Genomic DNA, 17,225 nt, shown 5'->3' with positions numbered 1-17,225 from the left:
GCCTTAGAACTCCAGAGTGCTGGAAAATGTGAGTTGCCGCGCATCGCCGATGGAGACAAAGGTGCGGCTGGCCGCCGAGGTGTAGTAAGTGCGGTCGAAAAGGTTTTTGACGTTGACCTGGAATTTGACCTTTTGCCCCTCAACCTTGGTGTCGTAGGTGGCAAAGGCATCGGCCACGGTGTAACCCGGCAGATCGAAGTCGTTCAGGGCATCCCCCGCCCGTTCGCCCACATAGCGCGCGCCTGCGCCAACGCGTAGCTTGTCACCGCCCACGATGCTGCCAAAGTCATAGACCGCCGACAGCGAACCGCTGTTCTTGGCCACGTTCTGCAGACGCATGCCCTGGTAGGTGGTGTCTTTGGTCACCTCGGCATCGGTATAGGCATAGCTGCCGATCAGGCTCCACTGGTCCGTCAACTGGCCGCTGACGTCCAGTTCCAGGCCCCGGGAACGAACTTCACCCGCGGCCGAATATGCGGTGACATCGTCCACCGTGGAGGACACCAGCACATTGCGCTTTTTGATGTCGTACAAGGCCAGGGTGCCAGTGATACGGCCCGGGATATCCAGCTTGGCCCCCAGTTCCCAGGATTTTGACTGCTCCGGTGCGATGGAGGAGTCCAGTACCACGCCGCCCGTCAGCGGAGCGATCGAGGAGTTGGGCTTGAACGATTCGGTGTAGCTGCCATAGAACGACAGTTCATCGGTGTAGCGGTATACCAGCCCGGCCCGCGGGATCCATTTCACCCCGTTGGTATCGGTACTGGCCTTGAACGGAATGCTTTTGCCCGCCAGTTGGTCGTACTTCTGAAAGCGTGCGCCCGCCACCAGAATCCATTGGTCGGTGAGGTGGATCGAGTCCTGGGCAAACAACGAGTCGCTGCGCAGCAGGTCGGTCTGGTTGCTGTCACTGGCGCTCACAGTGGTACCGGCGACTTCATTGCCGTACACCGGATTTTCGTAATTGAACGTGGACTGGCTGTCCTGGCGGATCAGCTCGGCGCGATAGATTTTGCGGTATTCGTCGTCCACGCCAAACACCAGGTCATGCTGCATGCCAGCGGCCTGAACCTTGCCCTGCAAGCTGAAGGTGCTGAAACGGTCGGTGGTGATGGCGCCTTTGGTGCCGTCCATTTTTCGCGTCAGGGTGCCGTCGGAGTTGACCTTGGTAACCCGAACCTGGCTGGCGTCGTAGGTTTCGCGGTTCCAGCTGTAGCCGAAATGGGCTTTCCAGTCGTCGTTGAGGTCGTGATCGACTTCAAGGCGGTACAGGTCCGAGCGCCCTTCCATATTGTTGAACGGCTCGTCCAGGCGGCGCGTGGCCGGAATGTCCAGCGGATGGTTGGTCGCCGGATTGATGGCCGTGCCACGGTCGAAGGGGGTCAGGAACTCGCGGTGTTCGTACGCCAGCAGTACTTGGGTGTTGTCGCCGTACCAGGCCAGCGACGGCGCGATCAGGGTTTCGCGATGCACACCGAAATTGCGCCAGTAATCTTCATCTTCATGATCGATGATCATCCGGTAGGCCAGCCCCGAGTCACCCAGCGGGCCGGTGCTGTCGAGGCTGCCACCGCCGCCGTTTTTACCCGAACCGTAGGTTGACCCACGCACCGTCACCGCGTTGTACTGCTCCAGCTGCGGCTTTTTGCTGACCACGTTGACGACACCACCCGGATCTTGAATCCCGTAGAGCAACGAGGCCGGCCCCTTGAGCACTTCGACCCGTTCGGTGGTAGCGTTCATCGCCCGGCCCTGCACCAGCGGCATACCGTCGCGCATGATCGAACCGTCACGGTTGTCACCAAAGCCGCGCTTCATCACCGAGTCCTGGGTACTGCCCAGCGTGTTGCCCTGGGTGATGCCGCTGACATTGTTCAGGGCATCATCCAGATTGCGCGGCGCCTGGTCGCGAATCACCTGGGCGGCAACCACATTGATGGTTTGCGGCACTTCCATGGATGAGCCCGTGCCGCGCATCACCGAAGTGGTGGCTGGTGGCTGGTAGCTGGTGTCGGTTGTGGCCAGCGAGGTAATGCTGGTGGCCCCCAGGTTCAGGGCGCCTGCGGTGGGCTGGGGTTCCAGGGCAAAAGTGTTGGCGTCGGTACGCCGCCCATTGAAGCCAGACTGCGCGAGCAACTGCTGCAAAGCCTGCCCGGCACTCATGCGTCCCTTGATCGCCGGCGCTTGCAGGCCAAAGGGGGCTTCATCGGTGTAGACCACGCTCAGGCCGGTCAGCCGGGAAAAGTCGTTGAGCGCCTGGGGCAGAGGTTTCGCCGGCTGGTTGAAATCGAACAAGGCTTCGGCCTGCTGTTGCGGCGCCTCGGCAGCCATGGCCGCATAAAGCGGGTTTAGCGCCAACCCGGCCATCACGAATGCAGAAGCTCCCAACCACTGTTTCACCGAACTTGCCCTGGACTTCATGCTCATGACCTGTGTGTTGACCTGATACGGAATACGAATTTTTCGCATTTTCAAGCACTACACGGATGGGGCCGGGGTTTACCTCACCACGCAATGAAAAAAAATCCGCGATGACGCCACAGACCGCCTGTGGGAAAACGGTGGGAGCAAACCCGCTCCCACAGGGATATGTGGAGGGCGCGTCAACGCAACACAATCAGCCCTAACACGCTGTGCTGCTCAAATCCGAGCACGCCCTGCAACGAATTGAGCACGGCTTGCGGGTCCTGGCTGGGGAAACTGCCGCTGATTTTCCTGGCACCCAACTGGCTGTTGAGCAACACAATCTGCCCCGGGTAATAACGCCTGAGATCGGCCACGACATCAGCCAGCGGGGTTTTGTAATAGCTCAACCAGCCCGAGCGCCAGCCCAGACGGCTCTGGCTGTCAACGTGATGCACTGCATCGGTAACCCCAGCGTCGTAGGTGATTTGCTGATCGGCAGTAAGAATCTGCTGAGCCGAATCCTTGCCAGCCTTGACCCCTACCCGCCCGGACAACACCGTGACTTGCGCCCCGCCCGGTTGCAGGCGCACCTCAAATTCGGTGCCCAGGACCCGCGCTTCACCGCCGTCGGCATCTACCACAAAGGGCGCGCCGGTATGGGTGACGTGAAAGAAGGCCACGCCACGGCGCAATTGCACATGGCGTTCACCACCACTGAAGTTCACCGCAATGGCGCTGTCGGCATCCAGCGTGACCTGCGTTTGATCGGCCAGCACCACAGTGCGCACTTGCCCAGGCGCGCTCACATAGTCCGCGCCCAGATCGTCCACCCAGCGCGCCGGTTGCCAACCGGCAAATACACCGACCATCAGCAGCAGGCATGCAGCAATGGCCAACCCACCGGCCCAATGCCGCAGGCGACCGCGCCGGGATGTATCCATAGCCGACAGGTATCGCTGAAGGGCCAGCGACTCTTCGTTAGCCAGGGTACTGGCCGCCACTTCACTCAGCTCCCACACCACCTGCGCCTGGGCATAGGCCTCGGCATGGGCAGGGTCAGCCTGCAGCCAGCGATTGAAGGTGGCCTGATCGCCACTGTCGGGCCGGTCGTGCAGCACACTGAGCCAGTCCAACGCGGCACGCTCTTGCTCGGCTGTCACGGCAACTCTCGAATGGCGGTTCACAATGCTGTCCCTGATGGCGGCTCACGCAGACTGGCCTTGCAGGCCTCCAGGGCACGCATCATGTGTTTTTCGACAGCACTTTGCGACACGCCCATGACCTTGGCGATCTCGGCATAGGTGCGACCGTGAATACGGTTGAGCAAAAAGATATGCCGCGTGCGCTCGGGCAGGCTGCGCAATGCCGCCTCGACCTGGCGCAAGTCATTTCCGGCTTCCAGAGCGGCCTGGGGCTCGCAGCTTCTGGCGTCCGGTTCAGGCTGCCAGTGATGGCTGACCCGCTCGCGCGTACCTTCGCTGCGCAAATGGTCGATGGCGATATTGCCCGCACAGCGCAACAGATAGGTGCTCAGCTCTTCAACCTGCACCAACGGCCGCCGCCAAAACCGCAAAAACAAATCCTGCACCAGATCCGCGGCCGTAGCCCGGCAGCCCACGCGGCGGCTCACCAGCGCTTCCATCTGCGGACGTTGGCTAAGAAACACCTGCAGGAAATGCGCTCGTCCCTGGCGCGGTTCGCTGGTAGGGCCATCCTTGAGTTCGGGTGGGGTCATGGAGATCGATGCGCAGGCAAAAGGAAAGCGATACTAATGATAAATATTCTCATATGCAAAAGCAGATGACGGGCTGCGCGACCGCCCTTGATAAGTGGTGATTGCTCAATGCATAAAGCCACCCCTACAATGCGAACAATTCTTGTTCTCTAAAGCGTTATTCAGCGCAGCCGGAGTGGTCGTTGTCGCAGTCAAACACCGTCGAGGTTCTGTATCAGGACCACCACAGCTGGCTCACGGGCTGGTTGCGGCGCAAGCTCGGCTGCCCGCAGAATGCCGCCGACCTGGCCCAGGACACTTTCATGCGGCTGCTGACCGCCCGCGAAACCCCGCCCCCTGGCGAACCCCGGGCGTTTTTGACCGTGGTCGCCAAGCGCGTGCTGTTTAATCACTATCGCCGCCAGGATCTGGAGCGCGCCTACCTGCAGGCCCTGGCTGACCTGCCCGAACAGGTTGCCCCCAGTGAAGAAGAACGCGCAATCATTCTGCAAACCCTGATGGAGCTCGATCAATTGCTCGACGGCCTGCCTTCCCCGGTCAAACGGGCCTTTTTACTGGCTCAGGTCGATGGCCTGGGCTACGCAGAAATCGGCGCTCAACTGGGTATCTCGATTGCCACGGTCAAACGTCATTTGAGCAAGGCAGCCCTGCGTTGCTACTTCGCCCTGTGAACGGTGCCTTCAATGCACCGCCCGACATCGGCACGGCGGTGGCCGAGCAAGCAGTCAGCTGGCTGGTCGAAATGCAGGGCGGTGCGCTCAGTCCCAGGCGCCAGCAGGCCTGGGAGCAATGGTTACACGCCCATCCTGAACACCAGCGGGCGTGGGAGCATATCCAGCGCATCAACCAGCGCTTGCGCGGTTTGTCGTCGCCACTGGCCCATGCGGCCCTGAACGCGCCCAAAAGCAGCAGTCGCCGTCAGGCATTGAAGCTGTTGCTGCTTTTAGGCGCAGGCTCGGCATTGACCTGGGGCCTGCGCGAGCAGTTGCCCGTCACCCCGTTGCTGGCAGACTTCAGCACACCGGTGGGCCAGCGGCGCAACCTGCAGTTGCATGATGGCAGCCAGCTCCAGCTCAACACCGCCAGCGCGGTGGATGTGAAATTCGATGCCCAGCAACGAGTCATCCGCCTGCTCGAAGGCGAAATGCTGCTCACCGCCGCCCGGGATTCGCGGCCCTTGCAGGTGCTCACCGCCCACGGCAGCTTGCAGCCCCAGGGCGCCCGCCTGAATGTGCGCCAATTTGGCGAGCATACTGAAATCGCCGTATTCGATGGCCGGGTAGCGCTGATGCCAACAGCGCATACGGGTAGTGCATTGTGGGTTGAGCCGCACCAGCAACTGAGCTTCACCCGCCAGGCCTGGAACACCCCGCGCCCTCTGGATGCGGGGAGCGGTGCGTGGACCGACGGCATGCTGGTTGCTGCGCATATGCGCCTGGCGGATTTTCTCGTCGAACTGGGCCGCTATCGCCGGGGCCAGCTCAACTGCGACCCAAAAGTCGCCGACCTGCTGATCTCCGGCACCTACCCGGTGGACGACAGCGAACGCGTGCTGGACCTGCTTGCCGTCAGCTTGCCAGTGCGAATAAAGCGCTTTACCCGCTATTGGGTAACGGTTGAAGCGCGGGTGTAACGGCTCTGTGCAAACGGACGTGTTGTAGCAGCGAGCTTGTTGTGGGAGCGGGCTTGCTCGCGATGGCAACAACGCGGTCTGCCAGTCACACCACGGCGATCCAATCGCGAGCAAGCCCGCTCCCACAAAGGGTGTGCATTTTATTTTCAAAAAATGTGAGCCGATTTCGGATCTGGCGTGACAGAGAAGGTAAGCCACTTAGATTCTCATCCCCACAGGATCCCTCATGCCCGCTCAGCCCTTCCGTCTTACGTCCCTGGCCCGCTTGCTATTAGGTGCCAGTTTGAGTTTCAGCGTCCTGCCGATGGCATTTGCCGACGCCAAGGCTTACCACATCGCACCGTCATCGCTGGAAAACGCTCTCAACCAATTCGGACGCGAAGCCGGGGTGCTGATTTCGTTCAGCTCCGCCGCCGCCAGCGGTATGCAGAGTAAGGGCCTGGAAGGCACCTACGATCCAGAACAAGGCTTGCAGGCCCTGCTTGAAGGCACTGGCCTGCAAGCCCGCGCTGAAGGCCAGGGGGCATTCAGCCTGCAACCGGCAACCACCTCGACAGCTCCGGCAAGCATTGAGCTGGGCGCTTCCAGCGTGGTCGGTGACTGGCTCGGCGACGCGGCGCAAACCGATGTGTTCGAACACCCCGGCGCCCGTGACGTGATCCGCCGCGAAGAGTTCGAACGCCAGGGCGCCACCAGTGCCCGCGAAGTGCTCAACCGCATCCCTGGCGTCAACGCTCCGGAAAACAACGGCACCGGCAGCCATGACATGGCCCTGAACTTCGGTATCCGCGGGCTCAACCCGCGCCTGGCGACCCGTTCCACCGTGTTGATGGACGGCATTCCCGTGCCCTTCGCCCCCTACGGTCAGCCGCAGCTGTCGTTTGCCCCCATCAGCATGGGCAATATGGATGCGGTAGACGTAGTGCGTGGCGGCGGTGCCGTGCGGTATGGCCCGCAGAACGTCGGCGGTATCGTCAACTTCGTGACCCGCGCCATTCCTGACGAACCGACTGTAAAAGTTGGCCTGCAAACCGAAACCAGCCCATCGTCCACCCAGGATGGCTTCAAGAAAACCGCCAACCTGCTGGCCGGCGGCACCGCCGACAACGGCCTCGGCGGCGCCCTGCTGTATTCCGGCGTACGCGGCGGCGACTGGCGCCAGCATAGCGACACACGCATCGACGACCTGATCCTCAAGGGCAACTATCAGATCGACGAAGCCAACAGCCTGCACGCCATGGCCCAATACTACGATGGCGAGGCCGATATGCCCGGCGGCCTGAGCACCGCGGCCTACAAGGCTGACCCGTATCAGTCGACCCGCCCCAACGACAAGTTCTGGGGCCGTCGCACCCTGGTCAACTTTGGCTATCGCTACCAGGAAGATCGCCGTGAATTCACCGTCAACAGCTTCTTCACCAAGACCCTGCGCAGCGGGTATCTGGACCAGGGCAGCTTCCTCTCGCTGTCACCGCGGGAATATTGGGTGCGCGGGATCGAAACCCGTATAGCCCAGGGCTTTGATCTGGGCAACAGCAGCCACGAAGTGGGCGCAGGTTATCGTTATATCAACGAAGCCGGCCATGAGTTGCGCTACCGCACGCCGATTGCCGCCAATGAACTGCCCACCACCAACAGCCGCAATGACCGCGACACCCGTGGTGCCACCGAAGCCCATGCATTCTTTATCGACGACAAGATCGACATCGGCAAATGGACCTTCACTCCGGGCATTCGCTACGAAATGATTGAACAACAGCAAACCAACTTGCTGACCAACGTCAAATACAAGGGCGACTACAACACTCCGCTTCCCGCCCTGAACGTGATGTACCACGTGACCGACAGCTGGAATCTGTATGCCAATACCGAAGGCTCCTTCGGCAGCGTGCAGTACAGCCAGATGCCCAATCGCGTTACCGGCGGCGAGGTAAAACCGGAAAAAGCGCGCACCTGGGAAATTGGCACTCGCTACGACAATGGCAACCTGCGCGCGGAGATCGGCGCATTTCTGATCAACTTCAACAACCAGTACGACAGCAACCAAACCACCGACACGGTGATCGCACGGGGCAAGACCCGTCATCAGGGCATCGAGGCCAGCGTCAACTACGCGCTGGATGGCCTGAGCCCGGTACTGGCGGGGTTCGACGTATACGCCACCTATGCCTATGTTGACGCGACCATCCGCGAAGACGGGCCGAACAAAGGCAATCGTGTGCCGTTCTCCTCGAAAAACAAAGGCAGCATCGGCGTCGGCTATACCGAGGGGCCGTGGAAAGCCAACCTGGACAGCACCTTCCAAAGCAACCAGTTCGCCGACAACGCCAATACCCGCGCCGAAAGCGCTGACGGCAGCACCGGTTTGATCCCAGGCTATATGGTCTTCAACAGCCGTGTGGGCTATGACTTTGGCCACCAGCTGTCCGACCTTAACGTGGCTGTGGGGGTCAAAAATATCCTCAACCACGAGTACTACACCCGCTCGTTTGACGACAACAACAAGGGCAAATACGTGGGCGAGCCACGCACGCTCTATGTACAAACCTCTGTCGCATTTTGATTTAAATTGGCTAAAGCCCGCACACGCGGGCTTTTCCTACAGGCAAAGACTGACACCGGTCACGACTTGAAAGACTTCCTGAAAATAGTGCTTGAAATATTTGCTCATCGGCCCAAACACTGTAACTGAGCGATGACGATGAACCTTTGTACACCCAAGGCCGTCAGACCTCACACGAGCACGCTTATATAAGGGAAGAACTATGCTTACTCACGTCTTTTCCGATAAACACATCGACAGTGACAAACGCACCCAGGACTGGGTCACCGCTACTGTTGAAGTCACGCTCGAACGCCATTTGGAAGATCTGACCCGGGTCGAGGTCCATCTCAGTGATGAAAATGGCGGCAAGTCCGGTCCCAAGGACAAACGCTGCAAAATGGAGGCTCGACCTAAAGGACACCAGCCAATTCTCGTATCCCACGACGCTGATTCACTGACCCAAGCTGTGGAGGGTGCTGCTCAAAAACTGGAGCACGCTCTGGAGCACCTGTTCGGCAAGCTGCGTGGCAAACGTACAGTGACCCTCGCCCCGGAAGGGTTTGAGGCAAAAGAGCCAAAGCAGACCGCTGATGACTTGCTTGAAGAAGAGTTCCTGGAGAAAGAAAAGGAACTCGACAAGATCAGCTGATTGAACGTCAGTGAGGCACAAAAAAGGGCGGGCTTACCTTGGTAAGCCCGCCCTTTTTCATATGTAAAATCGACTTACAATTCCCCCTTCTCCACTTCCGGATGCTCGCCGGAACCGGCACCAGTCTTGCGATGAGGGTTCTCGATCTTCACCGACGGGAACTGCGAAGACGCATAGCGCACCACCAGAATGGCGAAGGCCAGCAACAGGATCGCCCCGGTCAGGTACACCACTCCCATGTCTGGCGGGTTGTGATGGGACACATTGGAAATCAGCAAGCGGGTCAGCGCCGTGATCGCCACATAAATCAGGAAGCGCACGGGCATGTGGTTGGTCTTGAAATAAATCCCGACCATTGCCCCCAGCTCGAGGTAGATAAACAGCAGCAGGATGTCATCAATCGTGATGTTGCCCTTCTCCACCATTCCCAGGAATTCCATCACCGCCGCCCAGGCAGTGACCGCGCCAATGGCAAACAATGCCAGGTAATGGAAGGTTTCGACGAACAGGTTGCCCATCGACTCGGCCAGTTCATGAACCTGGCGACGTAGCTTCTCAGCTTTGTTAACTCTCACGATGCAGCTCCTTGAATCGACTCGAACGGATCATCCGCGATGCACATGACGCTTTTAACATGCAGAAAAAAGGCCATGTGGCAGCCTGATGCTGCTCACTTAAGATGATGGCGGGCGGCAATTAGACACGTCGGGCGCCCGCTGCGCCTATCAATTACAGCTAGAGTGAAAAAGCCGCTATTCAAATCCCGATGATTGGCTTATCCTTTTAGCTGTATATAAATACAGTAATCGCTAGATAATTTACGTGAAGGCATATGAGGTGGTAAATGGCCGTCGAAGTGGTATACCGCAGCAGCCGAGATCTGGAGCGTTTGTTCATGGATAAAGCCGAAGCTGACCGTCATGACAAAATGCTGGAACTGGCAGAGTTGCTGGCCGAAGTGTTGCAAAAAGCTGTGCCGTCCCTGAACGAGCAGCAAGTCGAAGAAGCCGGTATCTACATGGCGAAAAATCGCGATGTGTTTGCCAAGGCATTCAAGAGCCAGCCGGACGCCCTGTCCGAGTTGCTGGTCGACAGCGAGTAATCGCCCCCGGTTCTCGCTTGACTCTCCCCTACGGGGCAGCCTCTACCCTCAAAGGCCCCCTTTGAGGTTGGCGTCATGATGAGCAAGCGAGTACTGGTGATTCTCGGTCACCCCGGCACGAACAGTTTCTGTAGCGCACTGGCAGACAGCTACATAGCTGCCGCCAAGGATGCCAGCCATGAAGTACGCATCATGCGCCTGGGCGCCCTGCGCTTCGACCCGGTGCTGCGCGAAGGCTATCAGGAGGTCCAGGCACTGGAGCCTGACCTGCTCCACGCCCAGGCCAACATCCTCTGGGCCGAACACCTGGTGCTGGTCTACCCGATCTGGTGGGGCGGAATCCCCGCATTGCTCAAAGGCTTTTTCGATCGCATCCTGCTGCCCGGTTTTGCCTTTCAATACCGCAAGGGCAAGGCTTTCCCCGACAAGCTACTGAAAGGCCGCAGCGCGCACCTGCTGGTGACGATGGACACCCCGCCGTGGTACTACAGATGGGTGTACCGCATGCCGGGGCTGCATCAGATACGCAAAACCACACTGGCGTTTTGTGGCATAAAACCCACCGCCACCCTGACGTTTGGCCCCATCCTGAACGCCACGCCTCATCAAAGAGACGCCTGGCTTCTAGAGGCACGCAAGCTCGCCACTCGATAATTCGGCGGGCGGCGATTAAAAGGACTTTTCATGTACATCGGCAAAGCCGCCCAATTGTCGGGCACCACCGTCAAAAGCATTCGCCACTACGAAGAAATCGGCCTGTTACCTGCACCGCAACGCCGTGGCGCTTATCGCATCTACAGCGAGCAAAGCGTTGAACTGCTGACATTTATCAAATGCGCGCAACAGCTGGGCTTCAAGCTCAAGGAAATGCAGGCCATCCTTGATCAACACCGCGGCCAGACGCTGCCATGGGAGGTCGTGAGCAACGCCATCGCCCGCAAAAAACACGCCGTAATGAATCAGATCGAAGCGTTGCAACAGGTGCATGCGGGGTTGGAAGAGTTTGAAACACGCTTTGCCATGGAAGGCCCGGAACTGGACCTGGCCTGTGTTCAGTCCTTGGGGTACAACAATTGATGAGCCAGCTCGTCCGAAACCCGTGCCGGTGAACGCTTTTCGGCCTGGGCGTGAGCATAGATGCCGGTCAGGCGCTGACTGATCTGCAGCAACTGCTGGTTGATGGCCTCGGGGGCGGCACCTTCATGGGTCAGGGCCATATAGATCAGCCCGCCGGAATTGATGACGTAATCCGGGGCATACAAAATCCCCCGCCGCTCGAGCTGATCGGCCACTTGTAGATTGGTCAGCTGGTTATTGGCACACCCGGCCACAGCCGAGCAGCGCAGTTGCGCGACGCTGTGCCAGTTCAATACGCCGCCCAGACCACACGGCGCAAGGATATCGCAGGGTGTGCTGAGCAAGGCTTCGCAGGCAATCGGGTGCGCCCCCAGTTGTTCCATGGCCAGGCGCACTTTGCCGGGATCGGTATCGCAGACCAGCAATTCGGCGCCCGCAGCATGCAGCTGTTCGGCCAGCGCGTAACCCACTTTGCCCAGGCCCTGCACCGCCACCCGCAAACCTTCGAGGTTGTCGCTACCCAATCGCGACGATGCGGTGCTGCGAATGCCGGCAAAAACCCCCATGGCCGTATGCGGCGAAGGATCCCCCGCAGCAGTGGTGCTGGTGACATGCCGGGTGTGCTGGGCAATGCAGTCCATATCGGCAGTGGAGGTGCCGCTGTCAATTGCCGTGATATAGCGCCCGTCCAGTTGGTCCACACAGCGACCAAAAGCCTCAAACAGCGCCGCGCGACTATCAACGTGGGCCGCACGCACCACCACAGCCTGCCCCCCTCCAACAGCCAGCCCTGCCAGCGCGGCTTTGTAGCTCATGTCTTGAGCCAGGCGGATGGCATCACCGACTGCACTTTCGTCATTGGGGTAAGCAAGATAACGACAGCCCCCCAACGCTGGCCCCAGGCGAGTGTTGTGGATGGCTATCACGGCTTTAAGGCCTGTAACGGGGTCTACACTAAGGTGCAGCGACTCGAGCTGAGCGCTTTGCATAAGAGCAAACATCATCAGGCCCTCGAACGATTATGGGTAAACGCCAGTATAGGTGGCGCCAGAAAATTCGTTGAAGAGCTCAGGAATAAGCCTGCGCGGTTTTCAGGGTTTCGGACATATCCCGGCGGGATAGGGTTCTGTGGGAGCGGGCTTGCTCGCGATGCAGGCAATGCGGTTATTACGCAAGACCGCGTTGATTCGATCGCGAGCAAGCCCGCTCCCACACACAGAGTGAGGTCAGGCAGGCGTGTCAGGTTGATTGGCCGGATGCGCCAGGATAAAGGCCGGGTGTTGCTCAGCCAGCGCTGCCACTCGGGCAATGCGCGGGTACGCCGCCATTTGCACGCCAAAACGCTGCGCCGCGTACAGCTGAGGGATCAAATACACATCCGCCAACCCGGGCTGCGCGCCAAAGCAGTAACCTTCGTCACCGATCAACTGCTCGATGGCTGCCAGCCCTTGGCCGATCCAGTGACCGATCCACTCCACCACCTGCTCCTCATCCTGCCCCAACTGGCGCAATCGATTGAGCACGCTGACGTTGTGCAACGGGTGGATATCACAAGCAACCAGAGCCGCTACCCCCCGTTCATGAGCGCGGGTGGCGAGGTCAGCGGACAGCAGCGCCACCTGGGGATAGCGCTCTTCAAGGTACTCGATGATTGCTGGCGACTGGGTCAAGACGCAGCCTTCATCGGTACGCAAGGCCGGCACGCGGCCCTGCGGGTTGATGGCCAGATACGCCGGCTGACGGTGTTCACCGCCAGCCGGTACGAGCAGATTGACCGGCACCGCCTGATAATCCAGCCCTTTCAGGGCCAGCGCGATACGCACCCGGTAAGACGAGGTTGAGCGGTAATAGGTGAAGAGTTCCATGACCCGCTCCTTTTAGCGCGCGGCAACAACCTTGCCCCGGCACTCGCCAAAACCGATGGAAGCATGGCCTTCACGGGCGCAGCGGGCACGCAGGATGATTTCGTCACCATCCTCCAGAAATTTACGCACTTCGCCTGAAGCCAGTTCTATCGGGTGTTTACCGCCCTCGGTGATTTCCAGCAGGCTGCCCAGTTGCGAACGGGCCGGGCCCGACAAGGTGCCCGAACCGAACAGGTCACCGGACTGCAACTGGCAGCCGTTGACGCTGTGGTGAGCCACCAGTTGGGCCGCGGTCCAGTACATGTTCAGGCTGTTGCTCAAGCCCAGACGATGGGCTGGCAGGTTCTGCTCACGCATCGCCTCGGTCAGCAGCAGCACTTCAAGTTCGATATCCAGCGCGCCATTGGCCTGATCCCTGGTATCGAGCAGGTAAGCCAGTGGCTGTGGATCACCCTCAGGACGGGCCGGTTGCGCGCGACGGAATGGTTCCAGCGCCTCGGCACTCACCACCCACGGCGAGATACTGGTGATAAAGCTTTTGGACAGAAACGGGCCCAGCGGCTGGTATTCCCAGGCCTGGATGTCCCGTGCCGACCAGTCATTGAGCAGGCAGAAGCCGGCAATGTGCTCTGCAGCTTCGCTGACCGGGATGGCATCGCCCATGTCATTGCCTTTGCCAACCCAGATGCCCAGTTCCAGTTCGTAGTCCAGGCGGGCGCACGGGCCAAAGGTTGGCTCGGTCTGCCCGGCAGGCAAGGTCTGGCCTTTAGGGCGCCGAACTTCGGCACCGGACGGGCGAATGGTCGAGGCGCGCCCGTGATAGCCAATCGGCACATACTTGTAGTTGGGCAGCAGCGGGTTGTCCGGGCGGAACAGCTTGCCGACGTTTTTGGCGTGCTCAATGCCCACATAAAAGTCGGTGTAGTCGCCGATTTTGGCCGGCAGGTGCATCTGGCAATCAGCTGCCAGTGGCAGCAGGCGGGAACCCTGGGCTTCGATTTTGCCGCGCAGGGAACTGCCCTCCCCCAGCAGTTCCTGCAAACGCTCGCGCAGGGCAACCCGGGCGCCCCGATCCAGGGCAAAGTAGCTATTCAACGCCCCGCCCAACGAAGCCTCTACGGCTATCTTGGCCTGACCTTCAAACAGCCCCGCTGCCAGCCCGGCTTCCAGGTCGAAAATGGCATCGCCAATAGCCACCCCGCTACGTGGCGCCGAGCCATCAATGCTGAAAATGCCCATGGGCAGGTTTTGCAGGGGGAAGTCGCTGTGGCCGTTGGCGGAGGCGATCCAGCTGCGGGTCAAAGTGGACTGGGTCATGGGTTATCTCCGGTTCGGGGTGAAGGTCACGGGCAGCGTGGCCCAGCAAGCGTCGTAGTTCGATTGCAGCTGCGGGCACTCCAGGGCGAACCGGCTGGGGCGCAACACCTGGCTGGTTTCGAACATAAAGGCCATGGTGTTTTCGATCTTGCTGGGTTGCAGCTCGGCCGCAATGGCTTTGGTACAGGTTTCGCCGTCCGGCCCGTGGGCGCTCATGCAGCTGTGCAGCGATGCACCGCCGGGCAGGAAGCCTTCGGCCTTGGCATCGTAACTGCCCTGGATCAGGCCCATGAATTCGTTCATCAGGTTGCGGTGGAACCAGGGTGGCCGGAAAGTGTTTTCAGCCACCATCCAGCGCGGCGGGAAAATCACGAAATCGAGGTTGGCCAGTCCCGGTACGCTGGTAGGCGAAGTCAAAACAGTAAAAATCGATGGATCGGGATGATCGAAGCTGACAGTGCCGATGGTGTTGAAGCGGCGCAGATTGTATTTGTACGGCACGTTGTTGCCATGCCAGGCCACTACGTTGAGCGGCGAATGATCCAGCTCGCAGCCCCACAACTCACCAAGAAATTTTTGCACCAGTTGCGTAGGGAGCGCACCGTCTTCGTAGTGGGCGAGCGGAGTCAGAAAGTCGCGAGGGTTGGCCAGGCCATTACTGCCAATCGGCCCCAGATCAGGCAGGCGCAGCGGTGCACCATGGTTCTCGGCAACATAGCCGCGGGCCTGCGGGTCAAGCAACTCGACACGAAACTTGAGACCGCGAGGAATGACCGCGATCTCCAGAGGCTGCAGATCCAGACGCCCCAGTTCGGTACAAATGCGCAAACGCCCCGACTCGGGAACCAGCAACATTTCGCCGTCGGCATTGAAAAACACCCGCTGCATCGAAGTATTGGCGCAGTAATGGTAAATGCTGATGCCCGAGGGTTTATCCGACCCGCCATTGGCCACCATGCCCACCAGGCCGTCGATAAAGTCCGTAGCCTCGGCAGGAATCGGCAGCGGGTTCCAGCGCAAGCGATTCGGCGTCACCGGGCCCAACGGGCCACCAGCCAGTTGCCGCTCCAGTTTGACGAACGCCGGATGGTTGGCTGACGGCTGGATGCGGTACATCCACGTACGCCGCGCCTCGCTGCGCACCATGGTGAACGCAGTTCCGGAAAACAATTCGGCGTACAGACCGTAGGGGGCTTTTTGCGGGGAGTTCTGACCCACCGGCAGGGCGCCGGGCAATGCTTCGCTGCTGAATTCGTTGCCAAACCCGGACAGATAGCCAAGACCTGACAAAGGCGAATCGACGTTCATGGAGCCTCCAGCATGGAGAAGGCAGATGACTGCGCCCTGCGCTGAAGGCATTTGCGCGTCGCTGCGTTATTTTTATCGTAATTCAATTACGCATAACGTAATTTGATTGGTAACAAGCGTCAAGCTATAAAGACGCCCATTCGTCCCGAGATATAAACACTTCCATGGAAAAGCCCCGCAGCAGCAACGACAGCACCGGCAAGCAAAAAGTGCGTTCGGCCGAGGTCGGCACTGACATCCTCAAGGCGCTGGCCGAGCTCTCACCCTCCACGTCGCTGTCGCGCCTGGCCGAACACGTGCAAATGCCCGCGAGCAAGGTGCATCGCTATTTACAGGCACTGATTGCCAGCGGGTTTGCCGAGCAAAATGTCGCCACCAATCATTACGGTTTGGGGCGCGAGGCGTTGCGTGTGGGACTGGCTGCGCTCAACAGCATGGATGTGCTCAAGGTCGCCAGCCTGCCCCTGGCCGAACTGCGCGACGACTTGAACGAAACCTGCTTTTTGGCGGTGTGGGGTAACCAGGGCGCGACCGTGGTGCATATCGAGCCGGCGGTGCGGGCGGTCACGGTGGTGACCCAGCTGGGCTCGGTATTGCCATTGCTGAGCTCATCCACGGGGCTGGTGTTCAACGCTTTTTTACCGGATCGCGAAACCGCCGACTTGCGCGAACTGGAGTTCAAGACCGATCAGGTGCATCCGCTGCAAACACCTGCAGCCTACGTCGCACTTTGCAGTCAAATCCGCCAGCGCGGCCTGCACTTCGTCCATGGCTTGCTGATGCCTGGCGTCGATGCCTTGTCGGCCCCGGTGTTCAATGCGACCGGTCAGGTGGCGGCCGTACTGACAGTGGTTGGTCCCACCTCCCTGTTCCACGCCGATGAAAACGGGCCCGCAGCCAAACGCTTGTTGGCCGCGAGCCAGGCCATCAGTTGGCGGATGGGTTATCAGCCAGCCTGACAGCTCATTGTTTTAGACCATCCACTCGTATTTGGCCTCATCGAGCAGGTCTTTCATCATCTGCTCGATGTCGGCCATGGACGGTTGATCCACTCGCAGGCTGTCATCGAATGTCCAGGACCGGGAAAACACCCCCGACTCCCAGTCATCATGGGCCTGCACAGCGCCCCACTCCAGCGTATCCACACCCAGACCCAGCAGGTTCTGGCTGTACGTCAGGGTCTGGTCAACGATATTGTTCACTGTATTGAGATAGAGGCTTCTGCAATCCAGGCCCTGGGGCTGGAGTCGCTCGTCAAGAAACGAGCGCACACGCTCGATCACTTCTGCGCTGGGTTTGAGGCTGAAGTTGTTGATCGGCGATGCGGGTTTTTCATTACGGGTCATGGTGAACCTCCTGTCAGTGCTCCAGGCCCATCCGGCGTCGTGCACGGTTCAAGTCGACCTGGAGAGTCCGTGTGAAGGCTCATTCAACACCGGGACGACAGCAGGTGTGCGGCACATAGTTACCGCACAAGGACTGTTGCCGTAGCTGTAATACAGATTGTCCCAAACCGGGCTTACTCCGCTGCGGGCCAGCCCTTAAGCTTGCCGGACTTCGCAACACGGACACGCATCGAGTCGCATCG

17 protein-coding genes are annotated in these 17,225 nt (G+C 59.7%); 8 read left to right on the top strand and 9 right to left on the bottom strand.

Features of this window, described 5'->3' with window-relative positions; genetic code table 11:
• Positions 1–3: 3 nt before the first annotated feature.
• The 3 genes from EQV96_RS07150 to EQV96_RS07140 all read right to left on the bottom strand — a co-directional run bounded on the left by EQV96_RS07150 (position 4) and on the right by EQV96_RS07140 (position 4,141).
• Positions 4–2,421, bottom strand: a complete 2,418-nt coding sequence (locus EQV96_RS07150; protein ID WP_095001189.1) for a TonB-dependent receptor — start codon at positions 2,419–2,421, stop codon at positions 4–6.
• 182 nt (positions 2,422–2,603) lie between these two features.
• On the bottom strand, positions 2,604–3,593 hold the full coding sequence (locus EQV96_RS07145; RefSeq protein WP_240881957.1) for a FecR family protein: 990 nt from the start codon (positions 3,591–3,593) through the stop codon (positions 2,604–2,606).
• The gene (locus EQV96_RS07140) at positions 3,587–4,141 is read right to left on the bottom strand and encodes a sigma-70 family RNA polymerase sigma factor (protein WP_095018221.1); all 555 of its coding nucleotides are present in this window, start codon (positions 4,139–4,141) and stop codon (positions 3,587–3,589) included. The genes EQV96_RS07145 and EQV96_RS07140 overlap by 7 nt, the downstream gene beginning before the upstream one ends.
• A 182-nt stretch (positions 4,142–4,323) precedes the next feature.
• On the opposite strand from EQV96_RS07140, the gene EQV96_RS07135 reads away from it, so the two are divergent.
• From EQV96_RS07135 to EQV96_RS07120, 4 genes are all read left to right on the top strand, one after another.
• A complete protein-coding gene (locus EQV96_RS07135; protein WP_095001186.1) occupies positions 4,324–4,812 on the top strand; it encodes a sigma-70 family RNA polymerase sigma factor in 489 nt (162 codons plus the stop codon).
• Positions 4,809–5,774, top strand: coding sequence for a FecR family protein (locus tag EQV96_RS07130; protein WP_346769610.1), 966 nt, complete (start codon positions 4,809–4,811; stop codon positions 5,772–5,774). The genes EQV96_RS07135 and EQV96_RS07130 overlap by 4 nt, the downstream gene beginning before the upstream one ends.
• 226 nt (positions 5,775–6,000) lie before the next feature.
• Positions 6,001–8,337 (top strand): TonB-dependent Fe(3+) dicitrate receptor FecA, encoded by a 2,337-nt coding sequence (fecA, locus tag EQV96_RS07125; RefSeq protein WP_095020534.1) that lies wholly within the window; start codon positions 6,001–6,003, stop codon positions 8,335–8,337.
• Between the two features lie 202 nt (positions 8,338–8,539).
• The gene (locus EQV96_RS07120; RefSeq protein WP_095001183.1) at positions 8,540–8,968 is read left to right on the top strand and encodes an HPF/RaiA family ribosome-associated protein; all 429 of its coding nucleotides are present in this window, start codon (positions 8,540–8,542) and stop codon (positions 8,966–8,968) included.
• A gap of 74 nt (positions 8,969–9,042) precedes the next feature.
• On the opposite strand, the gene EQV96_RS07115 is transcribed toward EQV96_RS07120, so the two are convergent.
• Positions 9,043–9,543 carry a phosphate-starvation-inducible PsiE family protein gene (locus EQV96_RS07115; RefSeq protein WP_016781843.1) on the bottom strand — a complete coding sequence of 167 codons (501 nt, stop codon included), beginning with the start codon at positions 9,541–9,543 and terminating at the stop codon, positions 9,043–9,045.
• A 269-nt stretch (positions 9,544–9,812) separates the two neighbouring features.
• On the opposite strand from EQV96_RS07115, the gene EQV96_RS07110 reads away from it, so the two are divergent.
• From EQV96_RS07110 to EQV96_RS07100, 3 genes are all read left to right on the top strand, one after another.
• A complete protein-coding gene (locus tag EQV96_RS07110) occupies positions 9,813–10,070 on the top strand; it encodes a YebG family protein (protein ID WP_016781842.1) in 258 nt (85 codons plus the stop codon).
• 78 nt (positions 10,071–10,148) lie between these two features.
• Positions 10,149–10,724, top strand: coding sequence for an NAD(P)H-dependent oxidoreductase (locus tag EQV96_RS07105; RefSeq protein ID WP_095001390.1), 576 nt, complete (start codon positions 10,149–10,151; stop codon positions 10,722–10,724).
• A gap of 30 nt (positions 10,725–10,754) precedes the next feature.
• Positions 10,755–11,147, top strand: coding sequence for a MerR family transcriptional regulator (locus EQV96_RS07100; protein ID WP_095018224.1), 393 nt, complete (start codon positions 10,755–10,757; stop codon positions 11,145–11,147).
• Here EQV96_RS07100 and EQV96_RS07095 read toward each other — a convergent pair.
• From EQV96_RS07095 to hmgA, 4 genes are all read right to left on the bottom strand, one after another.
• On the bottom strand, positions 11,123–12,148 hold the full coding sequence (locus EQV96_RS07095) for a Glu/Leu/Phe/Val dehydrogenase dimerization domain-containing protein (RefSeq protein ID WP_095018259.1): 1,026 nt from the start codon (positions 12,146–12,148) through the stop codon (positions 11,123–11,125). The genes EQV96_RS07100 and EQV96_RS07095 overlap by 25 nt on opposite strands.
• A gap of 225 nt (positions 12,149–12,373) precedes the next feature.
• Positions 12,374–13,012 (bottom strand): maleylacetoacetate isomerase, encoded by a 639-nt coding sequence (maiA, locus tag EQV96_RS07090; protein ID WP_095020533.1) that lies wholly within the window; start codon positions 13,010–13,012, stop codon positions 12,374–12,376.
• Positions 13,013–13,024: 12 nt separating this feature from the next.
• Positions 13,025–14,329 carry a fumarylacetoacetase gene (gene fahA, locus EQV96_RS07085; protein ID WP_130871992.1) on the bottom strand — a complete coding sequence of 435 codons (1,305 nt, stop codon included), beginning with the start codon at positions 14,327–14,329 and terminating at the stop codon, positions 13,025–13,027.
• A 3-nt stretch (positions 14,330–14,332) separates the two neighbouring features.
• A complete protein-coding gene (hmgA, locus tag EQV96_RS07080) occupies positions 14,333–15,637 on the bottom strand; it encodes a homogentisate 1,2-dioxygenase (protein ID WP_240881671.1) in 1,305 nt (434 codons plus the stop codon).
• Between the two features lie 164 nt (positions 15,638–15,801).
• On the opposite strand from hmgA, the gene EQV96_RS07075 reads away from it, so the two are divergent.
• Positions 15,802–16,596, top strand: a complete 795-nt coding sequence (locus tag EQV96_RS07075; protein ID WP_095001178.1) for an IclR family transcriptional regulator — start codon at positions 15,802–15,804, stop codon at positions 16,594–16,596.
• A 12-nt stretch (positions 16,597–16,608) separates the two neighbouring features.
• Here the strand turns inward: EQV96_RS07075 and EQV96_RS07070 are convergent, their stop codons facing one another.
• Positions 16,609–16,983, bottom strand: coding sequence for a hypothetical protein (locus EQV96_RS07070; RefSeq protein ID WP_240881670.1), 375 nt, complete (start codon positions 16,981–16,983; stop codon positions 16,609–16,611).
• Positions 16,984–17,225 lie beyond the last annotated feature (242 nt).

The sequence above is a fragment of the Pseudomonas sp. TMW22080 genome, assembly GCF_022496745.1.
Lineage (GTDB): Bacteria > Pseudomonadota > Gammaproteobacteria > Pseudomonadales > Pseudomonadaceae > Aquipseudomonas > Aquipseudomonas bubulae.
The sequence above is the reverse complement of the archived record's forward strand: the minus strand, read 5'-3'. Positions and strand labels throughout refer to the sequence as shown.

Excerpts from the sequence above, each read along its gene's own strand:
- EQV96_RS07070 (WP_240881670.1), bottom strand. The coding sequence starts at position 16,983 with ATGACCCGTAATGAAAAACCCGCATCGCCGATCAACAACTTCAGCCTC.
- EQV96_RS07075 (WP_095001178.1), top strand. The coding sequence starts at position 15,802 with ATGGAAAAGCCCCGCAGCAGCAACGACAGCACCGGCAAGCAAAAAGTG.
- EQV96_RS07150 (WP_095001189.1), bottom strand. The coding sequence starts at position 2,421 with ATGAAGTCCAGGGCAAGTTCGGTGAAACAGTGGTTGGGAGCTTCTGCA.
- maiA (WP_095020533.1), bottom strand. The coding sequence starts at position 13,012 with ATGGAACTCTTCACCTATTACCGCTCAACCTCGTCTTACCGGGTGCGT.
- fecA (WP_095020534.1), top strand. The coding sequence starts at position 6,001 with ATGCCCGCTCAGCCCTTCCGTCTTACGTCCCTGGCCCGCTTGCTATTA.
- hmgA (WP_240881671.1), bottom strand. The coding sequence starts at position 15,637 with ATGAACGTCGATTCGCCTTTGTCAGGTCTTGGCTATCTGTCCGGGTTT.
- EQV96_RS07140 (WP_095018221.1), bottom strand. The coding sequence starts at position 4,141 with ATGACCCCACCCGAACTCAAGGATGGCCCTACCAGCGAACCGCGCCAG.
- fahA (WP_130871992.1), bottom strand. The coding sequence starts at position 14,329 with ATGACCCAGTCCACTTTGACCCGCAGCTGGATCGCCTCCGCCAACGGC.
- EQV96_RS07110 (WP_016781842.1), top strand. The coding sequence starts at position 9,813 with ATGGCCGTCGAAGTGGTATACCGCAGCAGCCGAGATCTGGAGCGTTTG.
- EQV96_RS07095 (WP_095018259.1), bottom strand. The coding sequence starts at position 12,148 with ATGTTTGCTCTTATGCAAAGCGCTCAGCTCGAGTCGCTGCACCTTAGT.
- EQV96_RS07120 (WP_095001183.1), top strand. The coding sequence starts at position 8,540 with ATGCTTACTCACGTCTTTTCCGATAAACACATCGACAGTGACAAACGC.
- EQV96_RS07105 (WP_095001390.1), top strand. The coding sequence starts at position 10,149 with ATGAGCAAGCGAGTACTGGTGATTCTCGGTCACCCCGGCACGAACAGT.
- EQV96_RS07100 (WP_095018224.1), top strand. The coding sequence starts at position 10,755 with ATGTACATCGGCAAAGCCGCCCAATTGTCGGGCACCACCGTCAAAAGC.